Annotated in this window: 26 protein-coding genes; 6 read left to right on the top strand and 20 right to left on the bottom strand. The window is 42.9% G+C overall.

From position 1 onward, the window contains the following. Positions 1–136: 136 nt before the first annotated feature. Both RCG25_RS00750 and RCG25_RS00745 read right to left on the bottom strand, forming a co-directional pair. The gene (locus RCG25_RS00750) at positions 137–649 is read right to left on the bottom strand and encodes a YwhD family protein (RefSeq protein WP_308081775.1); all 513 of its coding nucleotides are present in this window, start codon (positions 647–649) and stop codon (positions 137–139) included. A 14-nt stretch (positions 650–663) separates the two neighbouring features. Next, positions 664–1,314 (bottom strand): site-2 protease family protein, encoded by a 651-nt coding sequence (locus RCG25_RS00745; protein WP_308084069.1) that lies wholly within the window; start codon positions 1,312–1,314, stop codon positions 664–666. 189 nt (positions 1,315–1,503) lie between these two features. Between RCG25_RS00745 and RCG25_RS00740 the strand changes: the two genes are divergently transcribed. Continuing rightward, positions 1,504–1,689 carry a 2-hydroxymuconate tautomerase gene (locus RCG25_RS00740; RefSeq protein WP_308081774.1) on the top strand — a complete coding sequence of 62 codons (186 nt, stop codon included), beginning with the start codon at positions 1,504–1,506 and terminating at the stop codon, positions 1,687–1,689. A 35-nt stretch (positions 1,690–1,724) separates the two neighbouring features. On the opposite strand, the gene RCG25_RS00735 is transcribed toward RCG25_RS00740, so the two are convergent. The 3 genes from RCG25_RS00735 to RCG25_RS00725 form a co-directional block, all read right to left on the bottom strand. Beyond that, positions 1,725–2,228 carry a YwgA family protein gene (locus RCG25_RS00735; RefSeq protein WP_308084068.1) on the bottom strand — a complete coding sequence of 168 codons (504 nt, stop codon included), beginning with the start codon at positions 2,226–2,228 and terminating at the stop codon, positions 1,725–1,727. A gap of 75 nt (positions 2,229–2,303) precedes the next feature. Next, complete coding sequence (locus RCG25_RS00730; protein ID WP_308081773.1) at positions 2,304–3,602, bottom strand: HD domain-containing protein; 1,299 nt, start codon at positions 3,600–3,602, stop codon at positions 2,304–2,306. Positions 3,603–3,743: 141 nt separating this feature from the next. Then, on the bottom strand, positions 3,744–3,965 hold the full coding sequence (locus tag RCG25_RS00725) for a YuzB family protein (RefSeq protein WP_307283366.1): 222 nt from the start codon (positions 3,963–3,965) through the stop codon (positions 3,744–3,746). Positions 3,966–4,243: 278 nt separating this feature from the next. Between RCG25_RS00725 and RCG25_RS00720 the strand changes: the two genes are divergently transcribed. Beyond that, entirely contained in the window at positions 4,244–4,987 is a 744-nt protein-coding gene (locus tag RCG25_RS00720) for an RsfA family transcriptional regulator (RefSeq protein WP_308081772.1), read from the top strand. A 168-nt stretch (positions 4,988–5,155) separates the two neighbouring features. On the opposite strand, the gene RCG25_RS00715 is transcribed toward RCG25_RS00720, so the two are convergent. Further along, positions 5,156–5,986 carry an octanoyl-[GcvH]:protein N-octanoyltransferase gene (locus RCG25_RS00715; protein WP_308081771.1) on the bottom strand — a complete coding sequence of 277 codons (831 nt, stop codon included), beginning with the start codon at positions 5,984–5,986 and terminating at the stop codon, positions 5,156–5,158. 272 nt (positions 5,987–6,258) lie between these two features. Continuing rightward, complete coding sequence (gene pta / locus RCG25_RS00710; protein ID WP_308081770.1) at positions 6,259–7,230, bottom strand: phosphate acetyltransferase; 972 nt, start codon at positions 7,228–7,230, stop codon at positions 6,259–6,261. A gap of 261 nt (positions 7,231–7,491) precedes the next feature. Here pta and hemQ point away from each other — a divergent pair, with 261 nt between their 5' ends. Both hemQ and gerQ read left to right on the top strand, forming a co-directional pair. Next, positions 7,492–8,235, top strand: coding sequence for a hydrogen peroxide-dependent heme synthase (gene hemQ / locus RCG25_RS00705; RefSeq protein WP_308081769.1), 744 nt, complete (start codon positions 7,492–7,494; stop codon positions 8,233–8,235). A 234-nt stretch (positions 8,236–8,469) separates the two neighbouring features. After that, the gene (gene gerQ, locus RCG25_RS00700; protein ID WP_308081768.1) at positions 8,470–8,949 is read left to right on the top strand and encodes a spore coat protein GerQ; all 480 of its coding nucleotides are present in this window, start codon (positions 8,470–8,472) and stop codon (positions 8,947–8,949) included. 53 nt (positions 8,950–9,002) lie between these two features. Here gerQ and RCG25_RS00695 read toward each other — a convergent pair whose 3' ends face one another. The 13 genes from RCG25_RS00695 to fdhD form a co-directional block, all read right to left on the bottom strand. Beyond that, the gene (locus RCG25_RS00695; RefSeq protein ID WP_308081767.1) at positions 9,003–9,374 is read right to left on the bottom strand and encodes a DUF423 domain-containing protein; all 372 of its coding nucleotides are present in this window, start codon (positions 9,372–9,374) and stop codon (positions 9,003–9,005) included. An 18-nt stretch (positions 9,375–9,392) separates the two neighbouring features. Beyond that, a complete protein-coding gene (locus tag RCG25_RS00690; protein WP_308081766.1) occupies positions 9,393–9,743 on the bottom strand; it encodes a YwdI family protein in 351 nt (116 codons plus the stop codon). 308 nt (positions 9,744–10,051) lie between these two features. Further along, positions 10,052–11,071: a thiazole biosynthesis adenylyltransferase ThiF gene (locus tag RCG25_RS00685; RefSeq protein WP_308081765.1), complete on the bottom strand. Its 1,020-nt coding sequence runs from the start codon at positions 11,069–11,071 to the stop codon at positions 10,052–10,054. Positions 11,072–11,077: 6 nt separating this feature from the next. Further along, the gene (moaD, locus tag RCG25_RS00680) at positions 11,078–11,314 is read right to left on the bottom strand and encodes a molybdopterin converting factor subunit 1 (RefSeq protein ID WP_308081764.1); all 237 of its coding nucleotides are present in this window, start codon (positions 11,312–11,314) and stop codon (positions 11,078–11,080) included. After that, positions 11,307–11,774, bottom strand: a complete 468-nt coding sequence (locus tag RCG25_RS00675; protein ID WP_308081763.1) for a molybdenum cofactor biosynthesis protein MoaE — start codon at positions 11,772–11,774, stop codon at positions 11,307–11,309. The genes moaD and RCG25_RS00675 overlap by 8 nt, the downstream gene beginning before the upstream one ends. Beyond that, positions 11,775–13,709 (bottom strand): molybdopterin biosynthesis protein, encoded by a 1,935-nt coding sequence (locus RCG25_RS00670; RefSeq protein WP_308081762.1) that lies wholly within the window; start codon positions 13,707–13,709, stop codon positions 11,775–11,777. It abuts the gene before it with no gap. A gap of 12 nt (positions 13,710–13,721) precedes the next feature. Beyond that, entirely contained in the window at positions 13,722–14,954 is a 1,233-nt protein-coding gene (glp, locus tag RCG25_RS00665) for a molybdopterin molybdotransferase MoeA (protein ID WP_308081761.1), read from the bottom strand. 27 nt (positions 14,955–14,981) lie between these two features. Continuing rightward, complete coding sequence (locus RCG25_RS00660) at positions 14,982–15,578, bottom strand: molybdenum cofactor guanylyltransferase (RefSeq protein ID WP_308081760.1); 597 nt, start codon at positions 15,576–15,578, stop codon at positions 14,982–14,984. A 199-nt stretch (positions 15,579–15,777) separates the two neighbouring features. After that, positions 15,778–16,587: a formate dehydrogenase accessory protein FdhE gene (locus RCG25_RS00655; RefSeq protein WP_308081759.1), complete on the bottom strand. Its 810-nt coding sequence runs from the start codon at positions 16,585–16,587 to the stop codon at positions 15,778–15,780. 269 nt (positions 16,588–16,856) lie between these two features. Next, positions 16,857–17,567: a formate dehydrogenase subunit gamma gene (locus tag RCG25_RS00650; protein WP_308081758.1), complete on the bottom strand. Its 711-nt coding sequence runs from the start codon at positions 17,565–17,567 to the stop codon at positions 16,857–16,859. Continuing rightward, complete coding sequence (locus RCG25_RS00645; protein WP_308081757.1) at positions 17,560–18,387, bottom strand: 4Fe-4S dicluster domain-containing protein; 828 nt, start codon at positions 18,385–18,387, stop codon at positions 17,560–17,562. Before RCG25_RS00645 ends, RCG25_RS00650 begins: the two co-directional genes overlap by 8 nt. Further along, a complete protein-coding gene (gene fdnG / locus RCG25_RS00640; RefSeq protein ID WP_308084067.1) occupies positions 18,387–21,365 on the bottom strand; it encodes a formate dehydrogenase-N subunit alpha in 2,979 nt (992 codons plus the stop codon). The genes RCG25_RS00645 and fdnG overlap by 1 nt, the downstream gene beginning before the upstream one ends. A gap of 84 nt (positions 21,366–21,449) precedes the next feature. Further along, the gene (fdhD, locus tag RCG25_RS00635; protein WP_308081756.1) at positions 21,450–22,229 is read right to left on the bottom strand and encodes a formate dehydrogenase accessory sulfurtransferase FdhD; all 780 of its coding nucleotides are present in this window, start codon (positions 22,227–22,229) and stop codon (positions 21,450–21,452) included. A gap of 492 nt (positions 22,230–22,721) precedes the next feature. Between fdhD and pdxK the strand changes: the two genes are divergently transcribed. Next, positions 22,722–23,558 carry a pyridoxine/pyridoxal/pyridoxamine kinase gene (gene pdxK, locus RCG25_RS00630; protein WP_308081755.1) on the top strand — a complete coding sequence of 279 codons (837 nt, stop codon included), beginning with the start codon at positions 22,722–22,724 and terminating at the stop codon, positions 23,556–23,558. 308 nt (positions 23,559–23,866) lie between these two features. Then, entirely contained in the window at positions 23,867–24,214 is a 348-nt protein-coding gene (locus RCG25_RS00625; protein ID WP_308081754.1) for a YojF family protein, read from the top strand. Position 24,215: the final 1 nt, after the last annotated feature.

The following is a 24,215-nucleotide window of genomic DNA, read 5'->3' as shown; positions in this document are numbered from 1 at the left end:
TTTCTTATTAAGCTAAATAGAAAAGCTCCGGAGTGCTCCGGAGCTTTTCTTGTCCTAGTTTTACGTGTATTCACACATTGTTTATCATACTATCTATTGTTTAAAAAAACTACCAAAAATTATCTTACGGTATTTTTTACTGAGCATTTAACCCTTGTTTCAGTTCGTCTGTAGAATTATTCCACAATACTTCATTATGATTTTTCAAAAAGTCCGCTAGCACCTGCTTTGACTTGTCATCCATATCAGCAACGATAATATGGCGTTTAAGCGACTTATCCATGCGGTTGACATGCTCTGGAAGCGATTTATAGCCACGGCGGATTTCGCGATCAACCGTCATATAACAAGCTGTCACACCGGCATAATAAGGTCCCTCTTCATGGCGGTCAATCGTCACCCATACCAGCCAATACGGCTTACCATTTGGAACCTCTTCTTTATTCGGTAAAAATTTGATTCCCTTCTCCACCACACTGCGGGCATGCATCGCACCTACATCGATTACCGCTTCTCCCGCATCGATATCAATGAAGACAGGCGACACATTATCAAGGCTCAACGCTCCTTTTCCAAACCCTTTATGGTTATCCATTGGATCGCTTTTCTTTATAATGTTAAAACCTAGCTTTTTCTTTTTTTCATCCATAGAACGGAACCCTCCTAAAAAAACATACTATAAAAGAAATTACTTAACCCTTCTAATACCCACGGGATGACGACACCAAAAATCGGCTGAATTGTAAATTGGTCCAGTGGTGTAATGACTAGTATTAAAAAGATTAAAACTCCATACTGTTCATACTGGGTCATTTTAGCACGAATATGATTCGGTGCTAAATCCTCCACGATCCGATACCCATCAAGAGGCGGAAGCGGGAGTAGATTAAAGATAAATAATACGACGTTCAGATTAATAAATATATTGAGGAAATCAATAAAATTATCAGATGGTATGGAACCAAAACGGTTTAATGCATACCAAACGATAAAGCCAATCGAAGCTAAGACTAGATTGCTTAAAGGCCCTGCAACAGAAACAAGAACGCCAGCCAGGCGCGGTTTTTTAAAATAGAACCGATTCACCGGGACAGGACGAGCCCAGCCGAAGCCGGCAATCAGAATCAAGATGGTTCCAAATGGATCAAGGTGATGAATCGGATTGAGCGTCAAACGTCCCTGTTGTTTGGCTGTCATGTCACCGAATTTATAGGCTACATAGGCATGTGCAAATTCATGAAAGGTGAACGCAAACATAAGCGTAATGACAACATAGGGAATCTCTTTTAGCGGATAGGCAAGAAAATGTTCCAAATTTTCCAATTGGTTTCTCCTTCCTTACTGTACGGAAGGCATGCCTCCGTTTTCTTTCTTCTATTATATTTCTTTAAGTATACATGAAATCGCTTGGAAAAAGAAAATCAAAAATGCCGACTATTATTGCACTTTTTTGCAGAATGAGGGAAACTTAAAACTAGTTACGTTTACAAGGAGGAAATGATCATGCCATACGTTACAGTCAAAATGCTAGAAGGACGTACCGAAGACCAAAAAAGAGCCTTAGTGGCTAAAGTAACTGACGCTGTCAGCGAAACAACAGGCGCTCCAAAAGAAAACATCACCGTTTTCATTGAAGAAATGAGTAAGAACCACTACGGCGTCGGCGGTGTCCGCGCTAGTGACAAATAAGAAAAAGTGGAAGCGCCCTTGCACTTCCACTTTTTTTACTGTACTTTCGACTTCAAGCTTTCAATATACTGGTATGCCTCATCAATTTCTGCTTCAGTATAGCGCTGGCTGCTTTTCAACGTAAATACCTTATTTGCAACCTCTTCCTTTGGAAGATTATCAAAATATAAAACCGTAGACACAAGCTCAAGAAATCTAGCATTCTGCTCATTCATATCCACGAGGCAATCCTGCAGGCAGGGCATGTCCACATTATTCATGCTCAAAAATTCTTTCCCAGCATCCGTAAGTGAGTAGCGATATTGAAAATACCCGCCCTTTTTCTCTTTTACTTCATTCAGAAAGCCCATATTACAAAGCTCTTCTACTCTAGTCGTCAATTCCTCAGAGTACGGTCCGTAAAAATGGAACTGGAATCGCTCCTGAAATGGAAATTCAACCTTTTTTGCAATATATATCATCTTTTGCAGCTTTTTTCTCCCCGTAATTTCGCCGGAAACTAAAATTGCCTGCATCAGCTTCGCATGATCTTTTAACAACATTCGTCATCTCCTACTCCATTTAAACAGGTCTCTTATTATCTACCATTCATGCCTCAAAGGGCCATCTGTCTATCAACTTTCCAAAAGAGCACGGATTTTCGCTTTACTCTCCTGACAGCCGGAATCACTCTCAAGAAAATCAGCTGGATAATAAAGCTTATGATCAGTTCTTCTTTTTCCCGAAATGGCATCCACAATCTCTGACTCTCGGGAAAGCTCCCGTAAATCTCCGTTTTTCATTAACAAATGAATCGGCAACCGTTCCTCTTCCTCACCCGGGCGATAAAAATCATACGGTAGGTCAGAAGATGAATCGACCACCAAATAATATTCAGGGTCCATTCCTGCCTTTTGAAATAAGGAAGTTAACTCAGCAAGCTTCTTGTATTCCTTCGCAGGGTCAAATTCTGCATATTTGAATAGATTGCGATTCACAAAACGAAGGCAAAGGTCGCTCAATATTGGGTCGGCCTCTTCCTGCCAAATTTGAAAATAATACATAATAACAGACTCATCTAATTTTAGATAGTCTTCTAATGTCGCTTTTTCATGAAAGAAGGACGTAAAGTGAAACGGTTCATATTTGAAAGAATAGTTTTCTTCAAATAACTGCTTCGCACGATGAAGGATTTTTGTCAAAATAACCTCCGCACTGCGGCTTACAGGATGAAAATAAACCTGCCAATACATCTGATAGCGGCTCATAATATAATCTTCGACCGCGTGCATACCGCTCTTTTTAATCACAACCTGGTCTTCTCTAGGCCGCATCACGCGTAGAATCCGTTCCATATCAAATTGCCCATAGCTGACACCGGTAAAATAGGCATCACGCTGCAAATAATCCATGCGGTCAGCATCAATTTGGCTAGAAATCAGACTCACAACAAGCTTTTTCTCGGATGTTTTTTCAATCACTTCTGCTACTTGAGTAGGAAAATCCGGTCCTACCTTCAAGAGCACACGATTGACTTCTGTATCACCTAAAATAATAGCGCGGGTAAAATCTTCGTGGTCGAAACCAAAGACTTTTTCAAAGGAGTGAGAAAACGGTCCGTGGCCCAGGTCATGGAGAAGGGCCGCACACAAGGTGAGAAGTCGTTCATTATCGTTCCATTCCGGCCTTCCTGCGAACACATCGTCGATAATCCGGCGGACGATTTCGTATACTCCCAGCGAATGGTTGAATCTGCTGTGCTCTGCACCATGAAAGGTTAGAAAGGTGGTTCCAAGCTGTTTGATTCGCCGTAAGCGCTGAAACTCTTTTGTTCCAATCAAGTCCCAAATCGCCAAATCACGCACGTGGACGTAGCGGTGGACAGGGTCTTTAAACACTTTTTCTTCACTCAGTTTTTCCGCCGAATATTGCATGGACTTCCCTCTTCCTCGTTGACTTTCTTTTTCCTATTATATCCTAAAAATCGGCAAAATTCTGCAGTAGTTTTCGACAAAATCAGTTCACACAACTCTAATAAAAAAAGAAAATCACCTTAATCAGTTGGCTTAAGGTGATTATTTTATCTTTTTATTTATTTTCTCCATTAATTCCTCTTCCGTTAATGCGGCAACCGGGCGGTTATTAACGAAGGCAAAGGTCTTTTTCCGGCCAGGTCCACAGTAAGACTGGCAGCCAATTTTGACTTCGGCATTCGGATCGCAATCTTTCAAACGAGGGATCAATGTCTTTAAATTCACGGCCTGACAATCATCGCAAACGCGAAATTCATTGGACATTTGGTACAACCCTTTCTACAATCAATCATTTATCTATTGTTTAGTATATCCATATTTACTCCAATGGTATTTTACAATTTCTTGTTTTTGAATGCAAGTTGCAATCTTTAGCAATCCCCATCACCAAGACTAAATCTTTCATTTAAAAAATCTAGTATCCTTTTAATCATTTTGGTATAAACCCTGAAAAACTTGTCCATCATAAGACTAGAACTTTAAAAAATTAGTCAGAAACAAGACTGCACTGTAAAGGAAATTATTTTAGGGAGTTGAAAAATATGAAAGTACGTCAAGATGCATGGACAGATGAAAATGATCTATTATTAGCTGAGACTGTCCTTCGCCATGTAAGAGAAGGAAGTACACAGCTGAATGCCTTTGAAGAGGTGGGTGACAAGCTGAACAGGACTTCTGCTGCCTGTGGCTTCAGATGGAACGCAGTGGTTCGTCACACGTATGAAAAAGCATTGCAATTAGCTAAAAAGCAGCGGAAACAAAGACAAAGAGTGCTAGGAAAAGAACAAGGTGGCAAGAAAAAGCTTCTATATAGCCCACAGATTAGTACTACTGAAGAATTTGAGGCACTACCGCTTTCTATGGAAATGCCAGTGGAAACAACGGTTGAAATGCCAGATATGACAGCAGAAATGGCCACTGAAACCTATGTAAAACCAGCAGCACCAAGCTATAAGCCAGCACCAGCAACTTCTGGAGGACTAACGCTTGATTCAGTTATATCTTACTTACAAAACTTTCATCATGCCAATCTGCAAAATGAAGCATTAAAAAGTGAGAATGAAAGATTGAAGCGAGAGATCACCGAATTAAGGAAGCAAAATGAAGAGTTATCCAATAAGATTGCCGGACTCGAGCAAAATACAGAGACCATTCAAGAAGATTACGAGACCTTAATGAAGATTATGAACCGTGCCCGCAAGCTCGTTTTATTCGAAGAAGAAGAAAGACCTGCTACAAAATTTAAAATGGACCGTAACGGGAACCTAGAGAAGGTAGCGGAATAAGAGAGATTTTTGGGAGAAGAGAACAAGCGCAGCATCCCATTTTAGAAAAGGATGGCCCAAAAGGGTCTGACCTCACGTTAATTTCTTAATATATAGTGAATCTTTAGGATAAGTTCAGCTATATTATTAAGGTTGTGGGGTCTGACACTTTGTTTTGGGACATCCTTTTTACCTTTCCGCTATCTTTTCATTCCGCTCGACAACCCTTTGATAATATCCGGGAAATAATGAGAGTTCATATTCGTTTAGTTGTCCGGCAACTAAATAATCACTATTGCTTTTTAACTCGTTTAATAGGCGCAGCATGACATCCCCAATCGTGAAATGGGTGCCAAGTAATTCTGAAAGAGAAGCCATAACTTCTGGCACAATTTGAGGGTATTCAAATTTGGTTGGTTCCTCTTTTTTTGCCCGCTGGTAAAATTGCTTTACCAACTCCGCCCTTGCCTTACCACTGCCATTGACGCAAAGGTAAATTTGAACAGCAACACCTTTTTTCAGCCGTCGCTGGGAGATACCGGCGAATTTTTTCCCGCCAATACTAAGGTCATAGCTTCCAGGACAATAGGATCCGACAATTTCTCTCGCCTCTATTCTGTGCGAAAAATCAGCAAACATGTGCTGAATCAAGTCCCACATCGCATCATAGCCGCGGTTTATATCAATACCCTTTTCAGCCTCTGGAAAAATTAACGAGATATTGAGGACGCCTTCATCCAAAACGACCGCCAAGCCACCGGAGTTCCTAACAATAGACTGATAGCCCTCTTGCTTTAAATAGTCGATGCCTTCCTGTAAGAATGGCAGTTTCGTATCCTGTATTCCTAGCACTACGGTATTGTGATGAACCCAGGTCCGCGCTGTGGCTGGTGCATTTCCGGTTCCCACCGAGGCACACAAGGTATCATCCGTGCCAAAGGATTGTGTTGCTTGAAAATGAATGCCAACTGCAGACTGGTCAATGATTCGCCACTCTGGCTGGCGCAGTAAACCTTCCATTCGCCTAACTCCTTACCCGTCAGATAGAGTTATTTTATCAAAAACCGTCGAAAGTAACCAATTTCGTTGGAAAGTAAATTTTATCTACACACTTTTTGCACATATCTACACAAATTTAGAACATATCTACACATTTTTATCTTATATCTACACAAATCCGAAAGATATCTACACATTTTAGTAATATATCTACAAATTTTAGTAATATATCTACAAATTCACCACAAAAAGAGCCAGCCCACCTCGGACTAGCTCTCTAAAGCCAACTCTTCCTATAATCCTTGTGCAGCTGTAATCAATGCCAGCTTGTACACATCTTCTTCGTTACAACCGCGTGACAGGTCGTTAACCGGTGCATTTAACCCTTGTAAAATCGGGCCAACTGCCTCGAATCCACCTAAACGCTGTGCAATCTTGTAGCCGATGTTTCCTGCTTCTAGGCTTGGGAAAATAAACACGTTCGCATCCCCTTGCAGCACAGAACCAGGCGCCTTACTCTTTGCTACAGATGGAACAAAAGCCGCATCAAATTGGAACTCGCCGTCCAATACTAGTGAAGCATCACGACGCTTTGCCTCTTCCACTGCTGCAATCACTTTTTCTGTTTCAGGAGACTTCGCTGAACCCTTTGTTGAAAAACTCAACATGGCAACACGTGGCTCCATATCGAACATTTCAGCTGTTTTCGCGCTTTCAATCGCGATTTCTGCTAAATCATTGCTGTCTGGTGCAATATTGATAGCACAATCCGCAAATACATACTTCTCGTCCTCACGAACCATAATGAACACACCAGAAGTTTTCTTAACGCCTTCTTTTGTTTTAATAATTTGCAAGGCAGGACGCACTGTATCTGCAGTCGAATGTGCCGCTCCACTGACAAGACCGTGTGCTTTCTTCGTATATACGAGCATCGTGCCGAAATAGTTTTCATCTAGTAAAATCTTACGTGCATCTTCTTCCGTTGCTTTTCCTTTGCGGCGCTCAACAAACGCAGCCACAAGTTCATCCATACCCGCATAGGTTGCTGGATCATAGATTTCAGCAGCATCTAAAGAAACGCCAAGCTCACTTGCTTTGGCCTGCACTTGTTCAATGTTACCTACTAGAATCGGTGTGATTAATTTTTCCTCTGCTAAACGGGCTGTCGCTCTAACAATCCGCTCGTCTAAGCCCTCTGGAAAAACAATACGCAAATCACGGCCGGAAACTTTTTGTTTTAACCCTTCAAATAAATCACTCACAATGAAATCCTCCCTTTTAAAAAAACTACCCCTATTAGCATACTTTACCAAAGTAAAATTTCAAGCAACGCACATCACAGATAGCGGTTTCATCGAAATGTTTTTGTTTTCAAAAAATTACACTCTCGTTTTTACTATGTACCCATTTTAATAAAAATATCCACTTATCTTCAATTAAGGTTTTATTGAGGCTTCACTTGGTCAAACTATGTTATAGTTAAGAGTGTTAATAAGAAGAATCATTATTTAGGAGTGATTTTAATGAGTGAAGCAGCACAAACGCTTGACGGATGGTATTGCCTGCATGATTTCCGTACAGTTGATTGGACAACGTGGAAGATGCTTTCAAGTGATGAGCGCCAAGCCGCTATCCATGAGTTTCTAAGTCTAGTTGAAAAATGGAATCAAACACAGGAACGTAAAGAAGGCAGTCATGCTTTATATACAATTGTTGGTCAAAAGGCTGATTTTATGATGATGATTTTACGTCCAACAATGGAAGAATTAAATGCGATTGAAACAGAATTTAACAAAACAAAATTAGCAGAATTCACGATTCCTGCTCATTCTTATGTTTCGGTTGTGGAGTTAAGTAACTACCTGCCAGCAGGAGAAGATCCATACCAGAACCCACAAATTTTGGCGCGCCTTTACCCGATGCTTCCAAGAACGAAGCATGTTTGCTTCTATCCAATGGATAAGCGCCGTCAAGGCAATGACAACTGGTATATGCTTCCGATGGAAGAACGCCGCAATATGATGCGCAGCCACGGAATGATTGGTCGTACATATGCAGGGAAAGTTAAGCAAATTATCACGGGTTCTGTTGGCTTCGATGACTACGAATGGGGAGTTACCCTGTTCGCAGAAGATGTTCTACAGTTCAAGAAGCTTGTCTATGAAATGCGCTTTGATGAAGTAAGTGCTCGCTACGGCGAATTTGGAGCCTTCTTCGTTGGGAACCTTCTCGAAGAAGAACGCGTATCCACATTCCTTCACGTATAATACAGAAAGTTCTCAGGCCATGGCTTGAGAGCTTTTTTGTTTTCCTGCCAAAAGCCAGTCATATTTCCCTCAACCCCTTCATACTATTTAAACAGCGAGTCTCAAATAAAGCTCCGTATGTCTCATCAAGGTGAGGTGAGAAAAAAGTAGCATCCCAACTGTAACCATGTGGGCTTCTTTGGAGTATGAATAAACTGTTGGGCGATTCGTTCAATTATTTTAGGAGGGGAAAAGATGAACCAATATAACAATCCACAAGGATTTCAGCCTTATACTGGAGTAGCTGGACAAAACCGTGCACAACCTATGGGGGGAGGGCAAGGCTTCCCACAATTCCCACCACCATCAACAGGACAGATGCAGCAGCAAATGGGGCAAATGCCGCAAATGCCTCAAATGCCACCAGCTGGTGGAGGCGGCCAAGGTATGCTTCCAATTGAGCAATCGTACATTGAAAATATTCTTCGTTTGAACAAAGGAAAACTTGTTAGTGTCTTTGCAACCTTTGAGGGTAACAATCAATGGAACGCAAAAGAATTTAAAGGAATTATTGAGGCGGCAGGAAGGGACCATGTTATTTTAAGTGATCCGCAAGCAGGTACTCGTTTCCTAATTCCGATGGTTGCGGTCGATTACATTACGTTTGCTGAAGAAATCGAATATGAATATCCATATGGTGCAGCACCAGGCTTAGGTACTTACCCACCAAGATAATAAATTTCATGTAAAAAGGCATTGGGTCTTCAGCCCAATGCCTCTTGCTTTACTTAAAAATGTTTAACCGCTCCAACAATCATCAGTATCCATGCCGCTAAGAAGCATACTCCGCCAATTGGTGTGATGGCTCCCAATACGCCTACTTTTGTTAAGCTTAATGCGTACAAGCTGCCGCTGAATAGGATGATTCCCGCTAACATTAACCATCCGGACCAGGCAAATTGTGAGCTTGCTGCTACTTTTCCAAGAAGTAGACCAATAATTAATATGCCGGTTGCGTGAAACATTTGGTAGGTCACGCCTGTTTTCCAAATCTCAAGGTAATGAGCATCTAGCTTGTCCTTTAATCCATGTGCTCCGAAGGCACCAAGTGCGACTGCTAAAAAGGCATTAATGGCCCCGATTACGATAAAAGCTTTCATTTTGTATTTCCTCCCATTTTAAAAATCAAATAATGAATCTCCGTTTGCTTCGTTGTCCATTTCTAGTTTTTTTCCCTGTTGGACGGGTGCCGGTTGTTGAAAGATGGGTTGATTCATGATCGGCTGTTGAAAAACTGGCTGTGCGGCCACTGGCTGCTGATAGGCAGGTTGTGTTTGTAATGGCCTCGCGGCTGCAGGAGCGTTCAACGGTCGTTCACTCTGTGCTGCTGGCTGATCATCCAGTATCAATTCGCATAATATTTTAATAGAGTAAACCTTTTCCCGCAAGCTTTCTTGCATTTGAGCTGTTTTTGCTTGTTTTAATTCTTCTTCTATTTTAGTTAAGAGCTTTTGGATGGATATGTTCATTTGTGACACCTCTATTTTCAGTCTCGTTTCTATTCTACCTGATATTCGACTATTTTACGAAAAATTGACCCAGCCACCGTTCGACATGTTCCACGTGAAACAAGTCGAATATCGTACTCTTTATAAAGTCTGTTGATTTCCGTTCCAGGCGCGAACGGTTCGTGGGCGTTTCGGCGAGTCTCCTCGGCGTATACGCCTGCGGGGTCTCCCCTGAACCGTACTCCCACAGGAGTCTTCACGCCTTCCACTCCAATCAACAGGATGCCATATCGCAAAAATCCCGCACCATGAACTGGTACGGGTTTCTTTTATCCTAATATTCGTTGATAAATAGATTTTGCGTGTGTTAAATCTTTGGTTCCATGGACCAAAGCGCGGCCATCTTGAAAAATAACCAGCCGTTCTTCGCCCATTTCCACAGACAGCAGATAGGGATTGCCTTTCACTACATAACCTAGTGAGTTAAGCTGCCCGGCAAGCCGTTCCAAGGAAATTTCACTAGCAGCCGCAGGTCGGATTTGCACGGTATCGCGGCCGCACAGCACCGTCGTTTTCGTCATATTCTCATAATCGAGATACGGATACGTTCGCTCCTCGCCGCATGATAAGCAGCCAGCAAACTTCGCCTTCGACATCTTTAAACTCGTATATTCATTTCTCCATAAATCAAAACTGACAAACGATGTGCGGACCGCATCATAATCTTCAACCAGAATCTTTAGCGCTTCCGCGGTTTGATGCGCAATAACCATCTGTACAGCCGGAGAAATAATGCCACCTGTATCACAGGTCAGCCCCTGGAGCGGAATCGATCGTAACAGGCAGTTAAGACAAGGTGTTTTCCCTGGAATAATGGAAAAACTCATCCCATAGCTGCCGACACACGCACCGTAGATCCACGGAATATTGTATTTTTGCGATACATCATTCATCGCCATCCGCGTCTCAAAATTATCGGTTGCATCCATCATCAAATCCACGCTAGCTACCAATTCCTCCAGCATTTCAGGAGTCGCATCACCGATGATTGCCCGAATCTCTACGTCGGAATTGATGGCACGCAGGCGTTTTTCTGCAGCCGCAGCCTTCGGTAGCTTTTCAGCGACATCTTCCTCCGTATAAAGTTGCTGCCGTTGCAAATTACTCGCTTCCACATAATCCCGGTCAATAATCGTCACCTTGCCCACACCAGACCGGGCCAAAACCTCTGCACTTCCCGACCCTAACGCTCCGGCGCCGATAATTAGTACATGTTTTTTCCGAATCTTCTCTTGCCCCTCTTTACCGATCCCTGGAAAAAGAACTTGCCGTGAATACCTTTCATCCATACTAAATCAGCCCCCGCTAACCGGAGGAATGAACGCAATGACATCACCATCAGAGATAACCTCATCATTGGAAGCAAACTCTTCATTAATCGCTGTCATCACCGTATCCATTTTAGGCAAGTTATAGTTGGCGGATAACTCTGCTTTTAACTCCGCGACCGTTTTACCGCTTGCATCGATAGTAAGAAACTCCTCACCGCCGACTGCATCACGTAAATGGGCAAAAAATAGTACCTTATTCATTCAAGTCACTCTCCTCAGGCTTGCCGCTTGGATAAGCGACTGTTTCTAGCTGATTGCCCATCCATTCTTCGCCGTCTTCCCAATGCTCTTTCTTCCAAATAGGAACAATTTCCTTAATCCGTTCAATCGCATAACGGTTGGCTTCATATGCATCTGCACGGTGTGGGGTAGAAACGGCAATCACTACCGCTACATCAGTAATATCTAAACGACCGACACGGTGGGTGATTGCGACGCACGAACCTTCCCAGCGCTGTTCAATCTCGGTACCAATTTGCTCCAGCTTTTTCACAGCCATGGCTTCATATGCCTCATAAATGAGAAACAACGTTTTCTTTCCCTTTGTTAATTCACGGACGGTACCAATAAAGGTCGTAATCGCACCCGCCTCACGCTGAACTACTTTATCAATCACTGCTTGGATATCAATTGGTTCCTTTGAAATCTCGAACATTTTCATTTATTTCACCTCTTCAGACAAGCGCTTTGGCTCTGCATTTTCCACTACTTGATAGCCGCCAATCTTTTCTACCTGTTCTTTAAATGCAGGAGACTGGATTAACTCAACTAGCTGTCTTCCGTTGTCACTTTCATAAAAGCTTCTTGTCATTACTAAATCATATTCTTCATCGGCAACAGGAATAAATTCCAGGTCCATTGCCTTTGCTGCAGGATAGATTCCGAGTCCGGCACCATAACGATCACCCTTGACCTCTGCCGCTACGGCAAGATGGGAGAACATTTCACGCTCATAGCCAATAATGTCCTCCGAGGAGAGTCCCTCTTCCGATAGCAAGAGATCAAACAGAATTCTTGTACCGGCTCCTTTTTGGCGATTGACGAAATTCACCTTACCTCTAACCAAATCTGCCACGTTTTCTATTTCAAGTGGATTTCCTTTTGGTAAAATCCAGCCTTGCTTTCTTTTTAAAAATGGATACAGAACCACGTCTTGACCTGCTAGAATTTTGTTTACATATGAAACATTATATTGCTTTGTGCTTGGGTCAAGCAAATGAATGCCCGCTACATGGGCCTCACCTTTTCGAATCGCCATAATCCCAGCCATACTGCCGACATGAGATGAAACAATTTTTCTATCTGTATGCACTCGTTTCAATTGCGATGATAATAGATCAATCGTCAAATCGTGACTGCCGCTAAACACAATGGAGTTTCTCACTTCTTCCAGCGGTCTTAACAGCTCCACCTCAGCAAAGTCTCCTTGCTCATAGCCAATGATATTTGGCGGGACGATCAATAGGCCATCTGCTCTGACATACGACATCGTTACCCCTGCCGCCCTTGTCAGTGGATTAGCAACAAATTGGCCATTCACATAGCCGATATTCATTCGAACAAAGTCCTCTGCACCCATGGACGAGACAATGCGGCGGCCAAGCTTAACCGTTACTGTCTGTCTTTTGGGTTCAGGAATTTCTAAGTACTTACACACCAGTGGACGGACAAACCACTCCAAGGCCAAATAGGCGGAGACCGGATATCCTGGAACACCAACGACGATTTTCCCATTTATTTTTCCTAAAATAACAGGCTTTCCAGGCCGTGCGGCGACCCCATGGGTAAAGACGGTGCCAATTTCGCCAATAATGTGCACCGTGAAGTCCTTCCGTCCTGCAGAAGAACCGGCATTGATGACAATAATATCGGAGGTTTCCGATGCTTCCAAAAGGGCATTTTTTATTTTCTCAGGCTCGTCCTTCACAATCGTATGAAGCTTCGGCTCTCCGCCCCACTCTTTAATAAAATTAGCAAAAACCGTGCCATTGAATTCAATAATGTTCCCAGAAGCTAGCTCTGAATCTGCCTCTACCAGTTCATTCCCGGTCGGTATAATCGTCACCACTGGTTTTTTCACGATCGGAATGACCGTTTGCTGTGCAGCTAGTAACACGCCTAAATCCGCTGGCCTTAATATATGTCCTTGCGGGAACAGCATTTCCTCCTGAACGATATCTTCACCAATTGGGCGGATATGCTGCCAAGGTGTGGCTGGCTCAATAATTTCAATCGTTTCCTCATCGATTACATCCACATGCTCAATCATAATCACGGCATTAAAGGGGGATGGAATCGCATTGCCTGTATCTACATAGCAAAATTGACTGCCTTTTTTTAGTTGCAGTGGATTTTGTTCATGTGCTTGATAGGTACTTTCTGCCACCACAGCAATGCCATCCATCGCTGACGCATGATAATGCGGCATCGAAACCTTTGCAAAAATCGGTTCAGCCGTTACTCGTCCCAAAGCTTCTGTTGCTGAGATATATTCCGTTTCAGAGGGCAGCTGTTGTGCCGCAAGAATTTCTTCTCTCGCTTCCGCTCGGGGTTTATCTTCTAAATAAATTTTCCGCTTATAATATGTCTGCTCCATTTGACCTTCCCCCTATCGTGATGCAATCACAGGAACGTATTCACCCTGTGAAATTCCCTCTTTTTCCGAACTAATCTCAACTATTCCATCGCTCTTAACTAGTGTGGTGATTAAGCCTGATTTTCCGATAATCGGCTCCGCCCACCATTCTCCCTCTTTTTCAACTAAACGGACACGAATATAATCAGATCGACCCGGGGAGGATGGGATGTTCTTTGTGATTCTTGCAAAAATCCGCTCAGGTTTCCGCTCTACTTTTTCCCCCATCAGCTTTCGTAAAATTCTTTCACCGAATAAACGGAAAATAATCATCGCAGAAGCAGGGTGTCCCGGTAGCCCAATGACTGGTTTTCCATCTGCCATAGCAAGGATGGTTGGTTTCCCTGGTTTAATGGAAATTCCATGGACAAATACTCCCGGATCCCCTAAGGATTGAATGACTTCAGTTGTATAATCCTTTGCCCCAACAGAGCTTCCTCCAGAAAGAATCAGGCAGTCCACTTGATCGTAAAGCTCTCTCGCTTTTTGACGGAAGATTTCAAAATCATCCCTCACAATCCCACCGTAAACAACTTCCACATTCCATTCTCGAGCTAACCCTGAGATGGTTAAATGATTGATATCTCTAATTTGGCTTTCTTGGAGGGTTTCTGTTTGATAAGGAACAATTTCATCTCCGGACGATAGGTAGCCGACTTTCAATTGACGAAAGACCGTTACATGGGTAATCCCTAAGGAGGCCAAGGCCCCTAATTCCTGTGGACGAAGCTTTGTCCCAGCGGTTAGGAGGGTTTCTCCTTCTTTAATATCTTCACCGGCTCTAATCACATTTTCGCCTGGTGCAATTTGTTTATACGTATTTAAGAGACCATCGAGGTCCTCGCAATGTTCAATCATTATGACACTATCACTGCCAGCAGGCATCATCCCGCCAGTTGGCACATAGACAGCACTGCCCGGGCCCACCACAGATTGAGGGACTTCACCCATCTTCACTTCCCCAGTTACAGTAAGGAATCCAGGCATTGATTCAGAGGAACCATACGTATCCTTCGCTTTTACAGCATATCCATCTACAGTTGAGCGGTCAAAGCTCGGGACATTTTCCTTGGCCACGACCGGCTCGGCAAGAATGTAATGGAGCGCTTCTTCCAGCGTCCGCACCTCTTTCGTAGGCGTTACCGGTATATATTCCTCAATTAAGGCAAATGTTTCTTCCACTGTTTTTACTTTGAAAAATTGCATGGTTCCCCTTTTCCCCCTTGTGTTCATCTAATCTGCTTCGGCCCACTTTTTTGCATCTTCGTACTCATTTGGGTGATTCATATTAAAAAAGACCTTATCAAGATCTAGTAGGCTATTCGATTGCAATTCTCTTTCAGTAACGTACAACACCTGTAAGCGATCCAGAAGGTGCTTCATTCGAAGTGTTCCTTCTTCAATGCACCCAGCCACTTTACTTGCCATCTCCTTTTTAAAGACAGCAAAAAGTGGGTGCTGTATTCCATTAATCACGGGTATGACGGCATCATAATGGCTGCATAAGTGGACGAGTGCTTGCGCCAGTTCTCCTGAGACAAACGGCATATCACAGGCGACAATAAAATTCACATCGTAATCCGAGTGATTCAAGCCAGCATGTACTCCAGCGAGCGGCCCCATACCAGGATAATGGTCTTTTACCATCTTCAATCCTAAAAATTCATAAGATTCAGGATTGTTCGTTACTAGAATTATATCATCAAAGAGGGGCTTAAGCGTATCTGCAATTCTTTCGATGTTTGTTTTCTTGTTTATTTTTAGCAGGGCCTTGTTTGTGCCCATCCTGCTAGATTTTCCACCTGATAAAATAATAGCCGCAGCCTTCACCTTTGCACCTTCTTAGTTTTTGTCTCTGTTAACTCGTCTGTTGATTTCCGCTCCAGGTGCGAGCGGTTCGTGGGCGTTTCGGCGAGCCTCCTCGGCGCATGCGCCTGCGGGGTCTCCCCTGACCCGTACTCCCACAGGAGTCTTCGCACCTTCCACTCAAATCAACAGGATGCCAAAATCAACAATCTTTTAACAAAGCCTAATTATCTACTTTTTTCACACCTACCGCGTTATATCCATTTTCTTGAGCGACGAAGTCTAAATGGATGCTGTTCAAATCTAGTAATGCGGCAGAGGGTTTGCTGATATATTGTCTTGTATCAATAATTTTAATATAGCCGTTACACTCATCGCAAACTTGAATTTGCGAAACAGCATCGCCTTCAATCGTTAAAAACTGAATGGTTTTGTGATCTTCATTGCCGCAATGCGAGCATTCCAGGCGCCTTGCATGCCAGTGTGCCAAACAGCGTGGGCAGTGCATCACTTTTTTCCCTTCTTCCTCAAGAGACGCTATTCTTACCGGTTCACCACAGACAGGGCAACCGGCTTCTGGAACAGCCTTATCTATGTCCTTTTGAATCTTTTCAGCGGTTACTTGTAAATAAGGGCGAAGGGCTGTTTCAGCCAGGAATTGTGGAATCCATTCTTCCAGGCCATTTTCATCTGCAAAACGAACAAAATACGCTTGATTGAAGGAAAATGCCTCTTCAATCCATTTCACCGCTACTTCTTCATTTAATAGATTACCAATACTAGCTAGTTTTAGCTCTAGTTCTGGATTAAATCTTACTAGCGTGGAATTTATTTCCTCTATCCACTGTTGGAATAGTGAAATTTCAAAATCAATAGCCGTTAATGCGGCAACTGGTACCCCTGCGGCCATCGCTGCCTTATCTAGATTGGGCCTAATGGTCTCCCTATCTATCTGTTGTTTCCACTGTTCTTGAAGCTTCACAATTTCCTTCTGCAATTCCTGGTACTCTTTTGAAACAACGGATTTAATCATCGTTGCTGCACCTCATTCTTTTATTTTTGTCTCTGTTAAACTTGCCTGTTGATTTACGCTCCAGGCACTTCGCTTTCCGTGGGTGTTTCGGCGAGCCTCCTCGGCGCTTGCGCCTGCGGGGTCTCCCCTGAACCATACTCCCACAGGAGTCTTCGTGCCTTCCGCTCCAATCAACAGGGTGTAAAAATCAACACTGTTCTTTAACACAGCCTTATTTTTAAAAGGAAAGGCTGTCAGATTACCGACAGCCTTTCCCCAATTTGTTGTTATTAAGCCCCTTTTTTCTTCTTGTTGCTTGGGTCATCTAGTTTAGGGAAGTTGCCTTTTTTCACTTCTTCTTCATACCACTCTGTGTAGTGTTCTTTAGCCCACCAAGCAGGAACCTTTCCAGTGACAACACCGGAGTATCCTGGTCTTGAGTTCTTATGAACGACACTCAAATAAATATGTCCGACAACAACCGCAATGGCTAGGCCAAAGCCGAAGTTGTGGAAGAAGTAGCCCCACTGTACTACCGCTCTTGGGAAAAATTGTGGGAACCACATCGGAAAGCCAGATCCAATAATCATAATCGCCGTAACAATTTGGATGATAGAGTTGATCTTCTCACCAGCGTTAAAGAATGTTTGTCTGACATGCTTAAATTTGAAGCCGAAAAGTTCTTTCACAAATTCAGTGAAGAATTGAAGATCTCTTTTTTTCCAGGTAATAAGCTCTTTCATCCAGCGCTTAAAGCCTTTAAAATCAAAAATTACCCAAATAACTGTAGGCGTAACAAATGCAACCGCAAAGATTCGGTGAAGAAGACGTGCTCCTTCTGGACCGCCTAAAACAGGATACAGCCAGTCAAAGAATTCCGTGTACATAGGCAGTGCCGTAATATAGAGTGCAAAGAATGATATGGCATTGACGGCGTGTGCCCAAACAAAGGCCTTCGAAAACCGCTTTACTTGGACGGTTGGCTTTTGTTTTTTACTCATGGCTACCACCTCCATCTTGCTTCTCGTCTTTGCCTTCTTTATTAAATAAACGGTTGGTAATGAATGCACCCACAACAGCCATGGTTGTCGCACCAAGCATCATTTTACCGATTGGCTGTGCGTAATCCTTCCAAGCCACTGCTGAGGTAGGAACCTTTGGATTTTCCGGTAACCCATATACAGATGGCTTCTCTGCCAGCACATAAACAGTGTGTGTGCCGCCTACCCCTTGTGGGTTGTATACCATGGCATTTGGGTAACGATCCTTGATTTCCTTCACGCGCTTTTCTGCTTTTTGAATCATAGCCTCCGCATCACCAAACTCCATCGCTCCTGTGTGGCAGGTGGTTACGCAGGCAGGCTGCAGGCCTTCATCTAAACGATCCGTACACATCGTACATTTATGCGACTTCTTGTACTCTTTACCATTTTTATCTTTATAAGTCTTTAAAGAAATTACTTCAAATGGACAGTTCTGAACACAATAGCCACAGCCTACACACTTGTCTTGATCGATGACCACAGAGCCATACTTTGTATAGCTGATGGCATTCTCAGGACACACCTTTTCACAGGCAGCATCTGTACAATGGAAGCAGGAGGAGTGACGGAATAGGTATTCTAAATCACCTTTTCCATTTTCATGTTCAATATATTGTAAGACATTCCATGTATCTGCTGTTGTTTTCGCATGAGATTGCACACTTCCTTGGAATTCCGTTGGCTCCGCCGGAAGGTCGTTCCAGTTTTTACAGGCCACCATACAGGCACGACAGCCATCACACTTGGTTACATCAACATATTTTACATATTTCGTCATTAGTCCGCCCTCCTAACATCACAGAGGAATGCTTTGTATTCAGGAATCATCGTATTGGCATCCCCAATATGTGGAGTCAGGCGGTTGGCTGTATCTCCTGTTGCAAACCCTTTATAACCAAAGTGCCATGGCATTCCAATTTCATGGACCTTCTTACCGTTCGTAAGGATTGGTTTAAATCGTTTCGTCACCATCGCGTAGGCTTTAATTTCCCCGCGCGCGGAGCTGACGACGATCTTATCTTTATTTTTGATGCCTTTTTCTTTAGCAAGTTCTTCGCTCATTTCAATAAACATATGACCTGCTAGTTCAGAAAGCCATTCCTGGTTCCTTGTCATGGAGCCAGACTGCCAGTGTTCACTGACACGGTAGGTGGTTGCAATAATCGGGAATTTCTTTTTATCGCCTTTTTTATTGAAGTCACCTTCAATGACCACTGTTGCTGGGTTTAGTTGAATCTTAGAAAAAGCATTCGCCACTGGGCTTTCAAATGGCTCATAATGCTCAGGGAATGGTCCATCATTCAAGGTTGGTGCAAATAATAGCGCTACACCATCTTTGTTCATCATGAATGCTCCTGTTCCACCTGGCTCTGTTGGCCCTAAAACTGGTTTAAAGTCTGGAACGTCATTTCCGACCCATTTTTTCTGAGCAGCATCCCACCAGATGACGGCCTTTTCCTTACTCCATGGCTGACCACTAGGATCGGCTGCTGCACGGTTGTAAAGAATACGACGGTTTGAAGGCCAAGCGTATGACCAGTTCAAATAGTTCGCGCCGCCCGTGTCCTTGTTATCGCGGTTCTTGGATTTGTTTTTGCCTTCTTCAGGGTAGAAACCGGAATAAATCCAGTTACCACTTGAGGTGGTTCCATCATCTAGTAAAGCACCAAAACCAGCGATTAATTTACCTGTTTTTAAGTCATAGCCATTAATTTCTTTAGCAACTAGATCAATATCAGGTACATCCCCTGTTCCATAGTTCCAATCTAGAGCTAAGAACGGCTTGTCTGCTGATTTAGGACTGTTCGCATATAATGCTTTCAGTTTTAAGGCTAATTCATGAATGATATCAAGGTCTGGTCTTGCTTCGCCACGTGAATCAATCGCTTTCCAGCGGTATTGCATCCAGCGGGAGCTGTTTGATACACTACCTTCTTTTTCAAATGAAGCAGAGGCTGGAAGTAAGAATACTTCTGTGTTGATTTTTGCAGGGTTACTGCCTGCTTCTTTTTGCCAGAAAGCAGACGTTTCTGTTTCCCAAAGGTCTATGGCTACCAACCATTTAAGGTTGCCAAGCGCTTCTTTTTCTTTTCCTGCATTCGGTCCGCCGACCACTGGGTTCGTACCGAATAGGAACGCGCCGTCTAACTCACCCTTATACATCGCATTAAATAAATTGATGTGGGAGTAGTTTTTGTTTCCTTTTGGCAGGAATTGATAACCGAATTCGTTGTCCTTTGTTGCATTGGCACCGTACCAAGCTTTCAGTAAGCTTACTACGAATTTCGGCTTATTGCTCCAGTAGCCTGTTTTTGGTGTTTCTTTGTCCAGGTAGCCTTTAAGTGTGGCATGCTCTGGAACTGTGGCTTTAGGTGCGCCCAGGTAACCTGTTAAGTTATCAAATAATAAACCAAAGTCGGTTGAACCTTGAACGTTTGATTCACCGCGCATCGCGTTGATTCCACCGCCAGGTAGACCAATGTTGCCTAATAGAAGCTGTAAGATCGCATAAATACGGACGTTTTGAGAGCCGACCGTATGCTGAGTTGTTCCCATTGCATACATAATCGTACCTGCTTTTCCCACCTTAGCGGTAGAACAGAAGGCCTCACAAACCTTTAAGTAATCTTCTTTTGGAGTTCCTGTGACCGTTGTTACCGTTTTTACATCATATCGGGAATAATGTTTCTTCATTAGCTGGAATACGGAGCGCGGATGGGTTAATGATGCATCCTTCACTGGTTTCCCGTCTTCTGTAGTTTCTATTGCCCATTTTGTTTTGTCATATGCCCGTTTTGCTTCATCGTATCCGGAGAACAGGCCATCGTTAAAGTCATAACCCTCTTTCACGATGAAAGCGGCATTTGTATAGTTAACAACATACTCTTTGTGGATGAGATTGTTTTCTAATGCATAATTAATCATCCCGCCAATGAACGGAATATCCGTACCTGAGCGAAGCGGAGCATACACATCTGCCTGTGCCGACGTTCTAGTGTAACGTGGGTCCACACTGACGATCTTGCCGCCTTTTTCCTTTGCTTTTGTCAGCCATCTAAAGCTAATCGGATGATTTTCTGCAGGGTTTGCCCCAATAATCAACGCACAATCAGTATGCTGCAGATCATTCCAATGGTTAGTCATTGCTCCACGACCAAATGTAGGTGCCAGACCGGCAACCGTAGAACTATGTCATATTCGTGCCTGGTGCTCTAAATAGGTTACACCAAGCCCTCTCATTAATTTTGATAGCAAATAAGTTTCTTCGTTATCAAGTGCTGCGCCGCCAAGGCTTGCAATCTTTTCTGTTTTATTCACGGTGATGCCATTTTCAACTTCAACAAATGAACTGTCGCGTGTTTCTTTTGTTCGTTTGGCAATGGTGTCTAGCATCCAATCCCATTCTTTTACCTCCCACTTATCGCTTCCTGGAGCACGATAAAGTGGTTTGGTTAATCGTTTTTCAGATGTATATAATTGTCTTAATGTGGTTCCTTTGCTACAAAGCTTACCTTCGTTAATTGGGTTATCCGGATCCCCTTCCGTATAAACCACAGTATTATCTTTGGTGTGAACGAGGATTCCACATCCGACACCACAGTAGCAGCAAATGGTTGGTGTTACAGTAGCTTTGGCAATTTTGAATTCTTTTGTTTTCGCGTAGGCCTTCTTTTCATTAAAGCCCAGTTCAACAACAGCAAGAGTAGCTGCAGTCGCACCTGATAGCTTTAAAAATTGCCGGCGATTTAAGTTCATTTCAACCATCACTAATCTCCTTCCCAAAATTGATTAGAACATCCCGTATTTCCCTCTCTATTTCTCTTCATCATTTACTCTACGTTAGGAATTCCCCCCTTCAATGCTTCTCTCTAATGGCAACTCGGCCGTTACATCATTGATCACTCGGCCATTAGTGGTATACACCGTGGCCATTTTCCCTCTTAAATAGCCAATCACCTCAATATTTAAAAATTTTGCCAGTTGTACAGCCTGCTTGGTGGCTGCCGTACGTGAACCGATAACAGGAAAGCCAAATTTCGCTGCTTTTGAGAGCATTTCATATGAAACCCTGCCGGTTGTGAGTAATATTAACCTTTCAGGCTGTAACCGTTTTCTTATTGCGTAGCCAATAATTTTGTCTACGGCATTATGACGTCCAATATCTTCACGAATCGTCAACATGCCCTCTTCATCGATAATGCAGGCTCCATGCATTCCGCCTGTCTCCAGGTAAAGATCTGAATTCTGGGCAAATTCACTTCTCTTTTTTAAGAGATAGCTCAATTGATAAGTCTTATCCGAAGCGACTCTGTCAAAATTCTTCACATCTGTCATAGAAAAGAAGGTAACTCCTCTACCACACCCCGCGGTATAATGCTTCTTTTTTGAAAAAACTTGTTCTTCGTCAAAATGGGAGCTGAGAGAAACGTGAATGCTGCCCATTTCCTCATTGATTAAGATGGATTCAATATCACTTGCTTCCTGGATAAATCCTTCAGAAAACAAATATCCATAGGTCCAATCCTCTAGGTCGTATTTGGTTAATTGAAAAACGGCTATTTCATACCCGTTAATGATCAAGGAAATTGGATACTCATCGGGACAACCCTTGCGGTTCATTGTTTCCCCTCCCCATTAAGATTTTCTTTATTTATTGTAAAAATAGGACCAATTACCCTCAGCGACATTTGTCACTTTGTCGAAAAGTGTAACTCCACCAAAGTGGATTATTCCTGTTAGCTCCTGAGCATAAAACTATTTCGCTTCTAGAAACAGTAAGGTTTCCTTGTTCGTTTCAAATTTGTGTCAGATTTCTAACATTTTGCAAATCAACAAGGTAACCAATGTATTTATATTATTTAGCAGGTTTTTGTAAGCGATTGCATTTCAGTTCCTTCCCTATGTCATCATCGTACTTTCCTAGATTTTTTTTGAAAGTAATATTTATCACGCTAAATGCATGCAAATAGTACAAATGGTCTAATTGTCATTTTTCTGTCAAGGATTGACCTTTTTAACCGAACAAACAAAAGACAGTGCAACATTTATGTTATATTTTTGGAAATGAATTATAATAAGAAAGGCAGATACATTGAAGGAGGAGAGTACATAATGACAATTAAAAAAGTAATGACGATTGCAGGATCTGATACAAGCGGCGGCGCAGGCATTCAAGCCGATTTAAAGACATTCCAAGAGCTTGGCGTATACGGCATGACGGCGTTAACAACGATTGTAACCATGGATCCAAAGGATTGGCACCACAGTGTGTTTCCCATTGCAGTAGATACATTAGAGACTCAATTGGAAACTGTTCTATCCGTTGGAATTGACGCGATGAAAACAGGAATGCTTGGAACCGTTGAAATTATTGAATTAGCTGCAAGAAAAATTGATGAAAACAAGTTGGAAAAAGTAGTCATTGATCCGGTAATGGTTTGTAAAGGCGAAGATGAGGTATTGAATCCGGAGACAACAGATGCAATGCGCGAGTTTCTTTTACCACGTGCCTTAGTCGTTACGCCTAACCTTTTTGAAGCAGGACAGCTTGCTGGAATGAAGACACCGCGTACCGTCGAGGAAATGAAAGAAGCGGCAGTGAAAATTCATGAGCAAGGTGCTAAATTTGTGTTAATTAAGGGCGGCAGCAAACTTCACTCTGAAGAAAAAGCGGTTGACCTACTGTATGATGGAAAAGAATTTAAGCTTTACGAGTCCGAAAAATTTGAAACGACGTTTACTCACGGCGCAGGTTGCACGTATTCGTCAGCAATTACTGCTGAGTTGGCAAAAGGGAAATCTGTATATGATGCAGTAGATGTGGCAAAGGAATTTATTACAGCTGCGATTCAGCAAGGCTTCCGCTTAAACCAATTTGTTGGTCCGACTTGGCACGGTGCGTACCGCGGTGCGGAGTCTGTTACTGAGTATTGTGAGGATTGCGAATAATACCATTGAAAGAGGTTGGCGTTCATGCAACCTCTTTTTACATTATCAGAAAGTGTAAAATCCGACTTTGAGAATTGTCCAGCTCCAGCGCCTAGCCCCTCGGGTCAAATAACCTTCGGCAAAAAAAGTCAAAAGGCGGACTTTTCTTGCCGAAGAACATTTGCCTGTCGGGGCTGATCAAGGCGCTTACGCTTTTCTTAAGCATTCATTTCGCATTTTTTAAATGATTTTAGTATGATAGTTACATTATTAAATAAGAATAGTTTATAGATTCTGCTTGTGGATCAAAGGGAAGGAGGTCATTAGGCATGGAGTTAGTGGAGTTAAGCCGTGTCCAAGAGGCCATTAATGGCTTTGCAAACAAAGATGTTTATATTCACCTTGAAACAACCAATGGTGCTTATGCATCACATAAAGATCAATCTTTCTTTTCCGCTGGAGCCTATATTCGTAACGCCCTTGTTCGTTATGAATTGGGAAAGATTACAGGAAATGGTCCGTATCGCGTCGGTCTAAAAATCAACCTCGGTTGGATTTACGCAGAGGGGATTACCCACTTTGAAATCGACGAAGAGAACCATCTATTATTAGCCGGCCATGACCATGAAGGAAAGCTGGCCGTTGCCCTTGAAATCAGCCATACTCCATTTGAGTAAG

Origin of the sequence: Neobacillus sp. PS2-9 (assembly GCF_030915525.1) — a bacterium.
Classification (GTDB): Bacteria; Bacillota; Bacilli; order Bacillales; family Cytobacillaceae; genus Neobacillus.
This window is presented reverse-complemented; position numbering and strand designations above follow the sequence as displayed.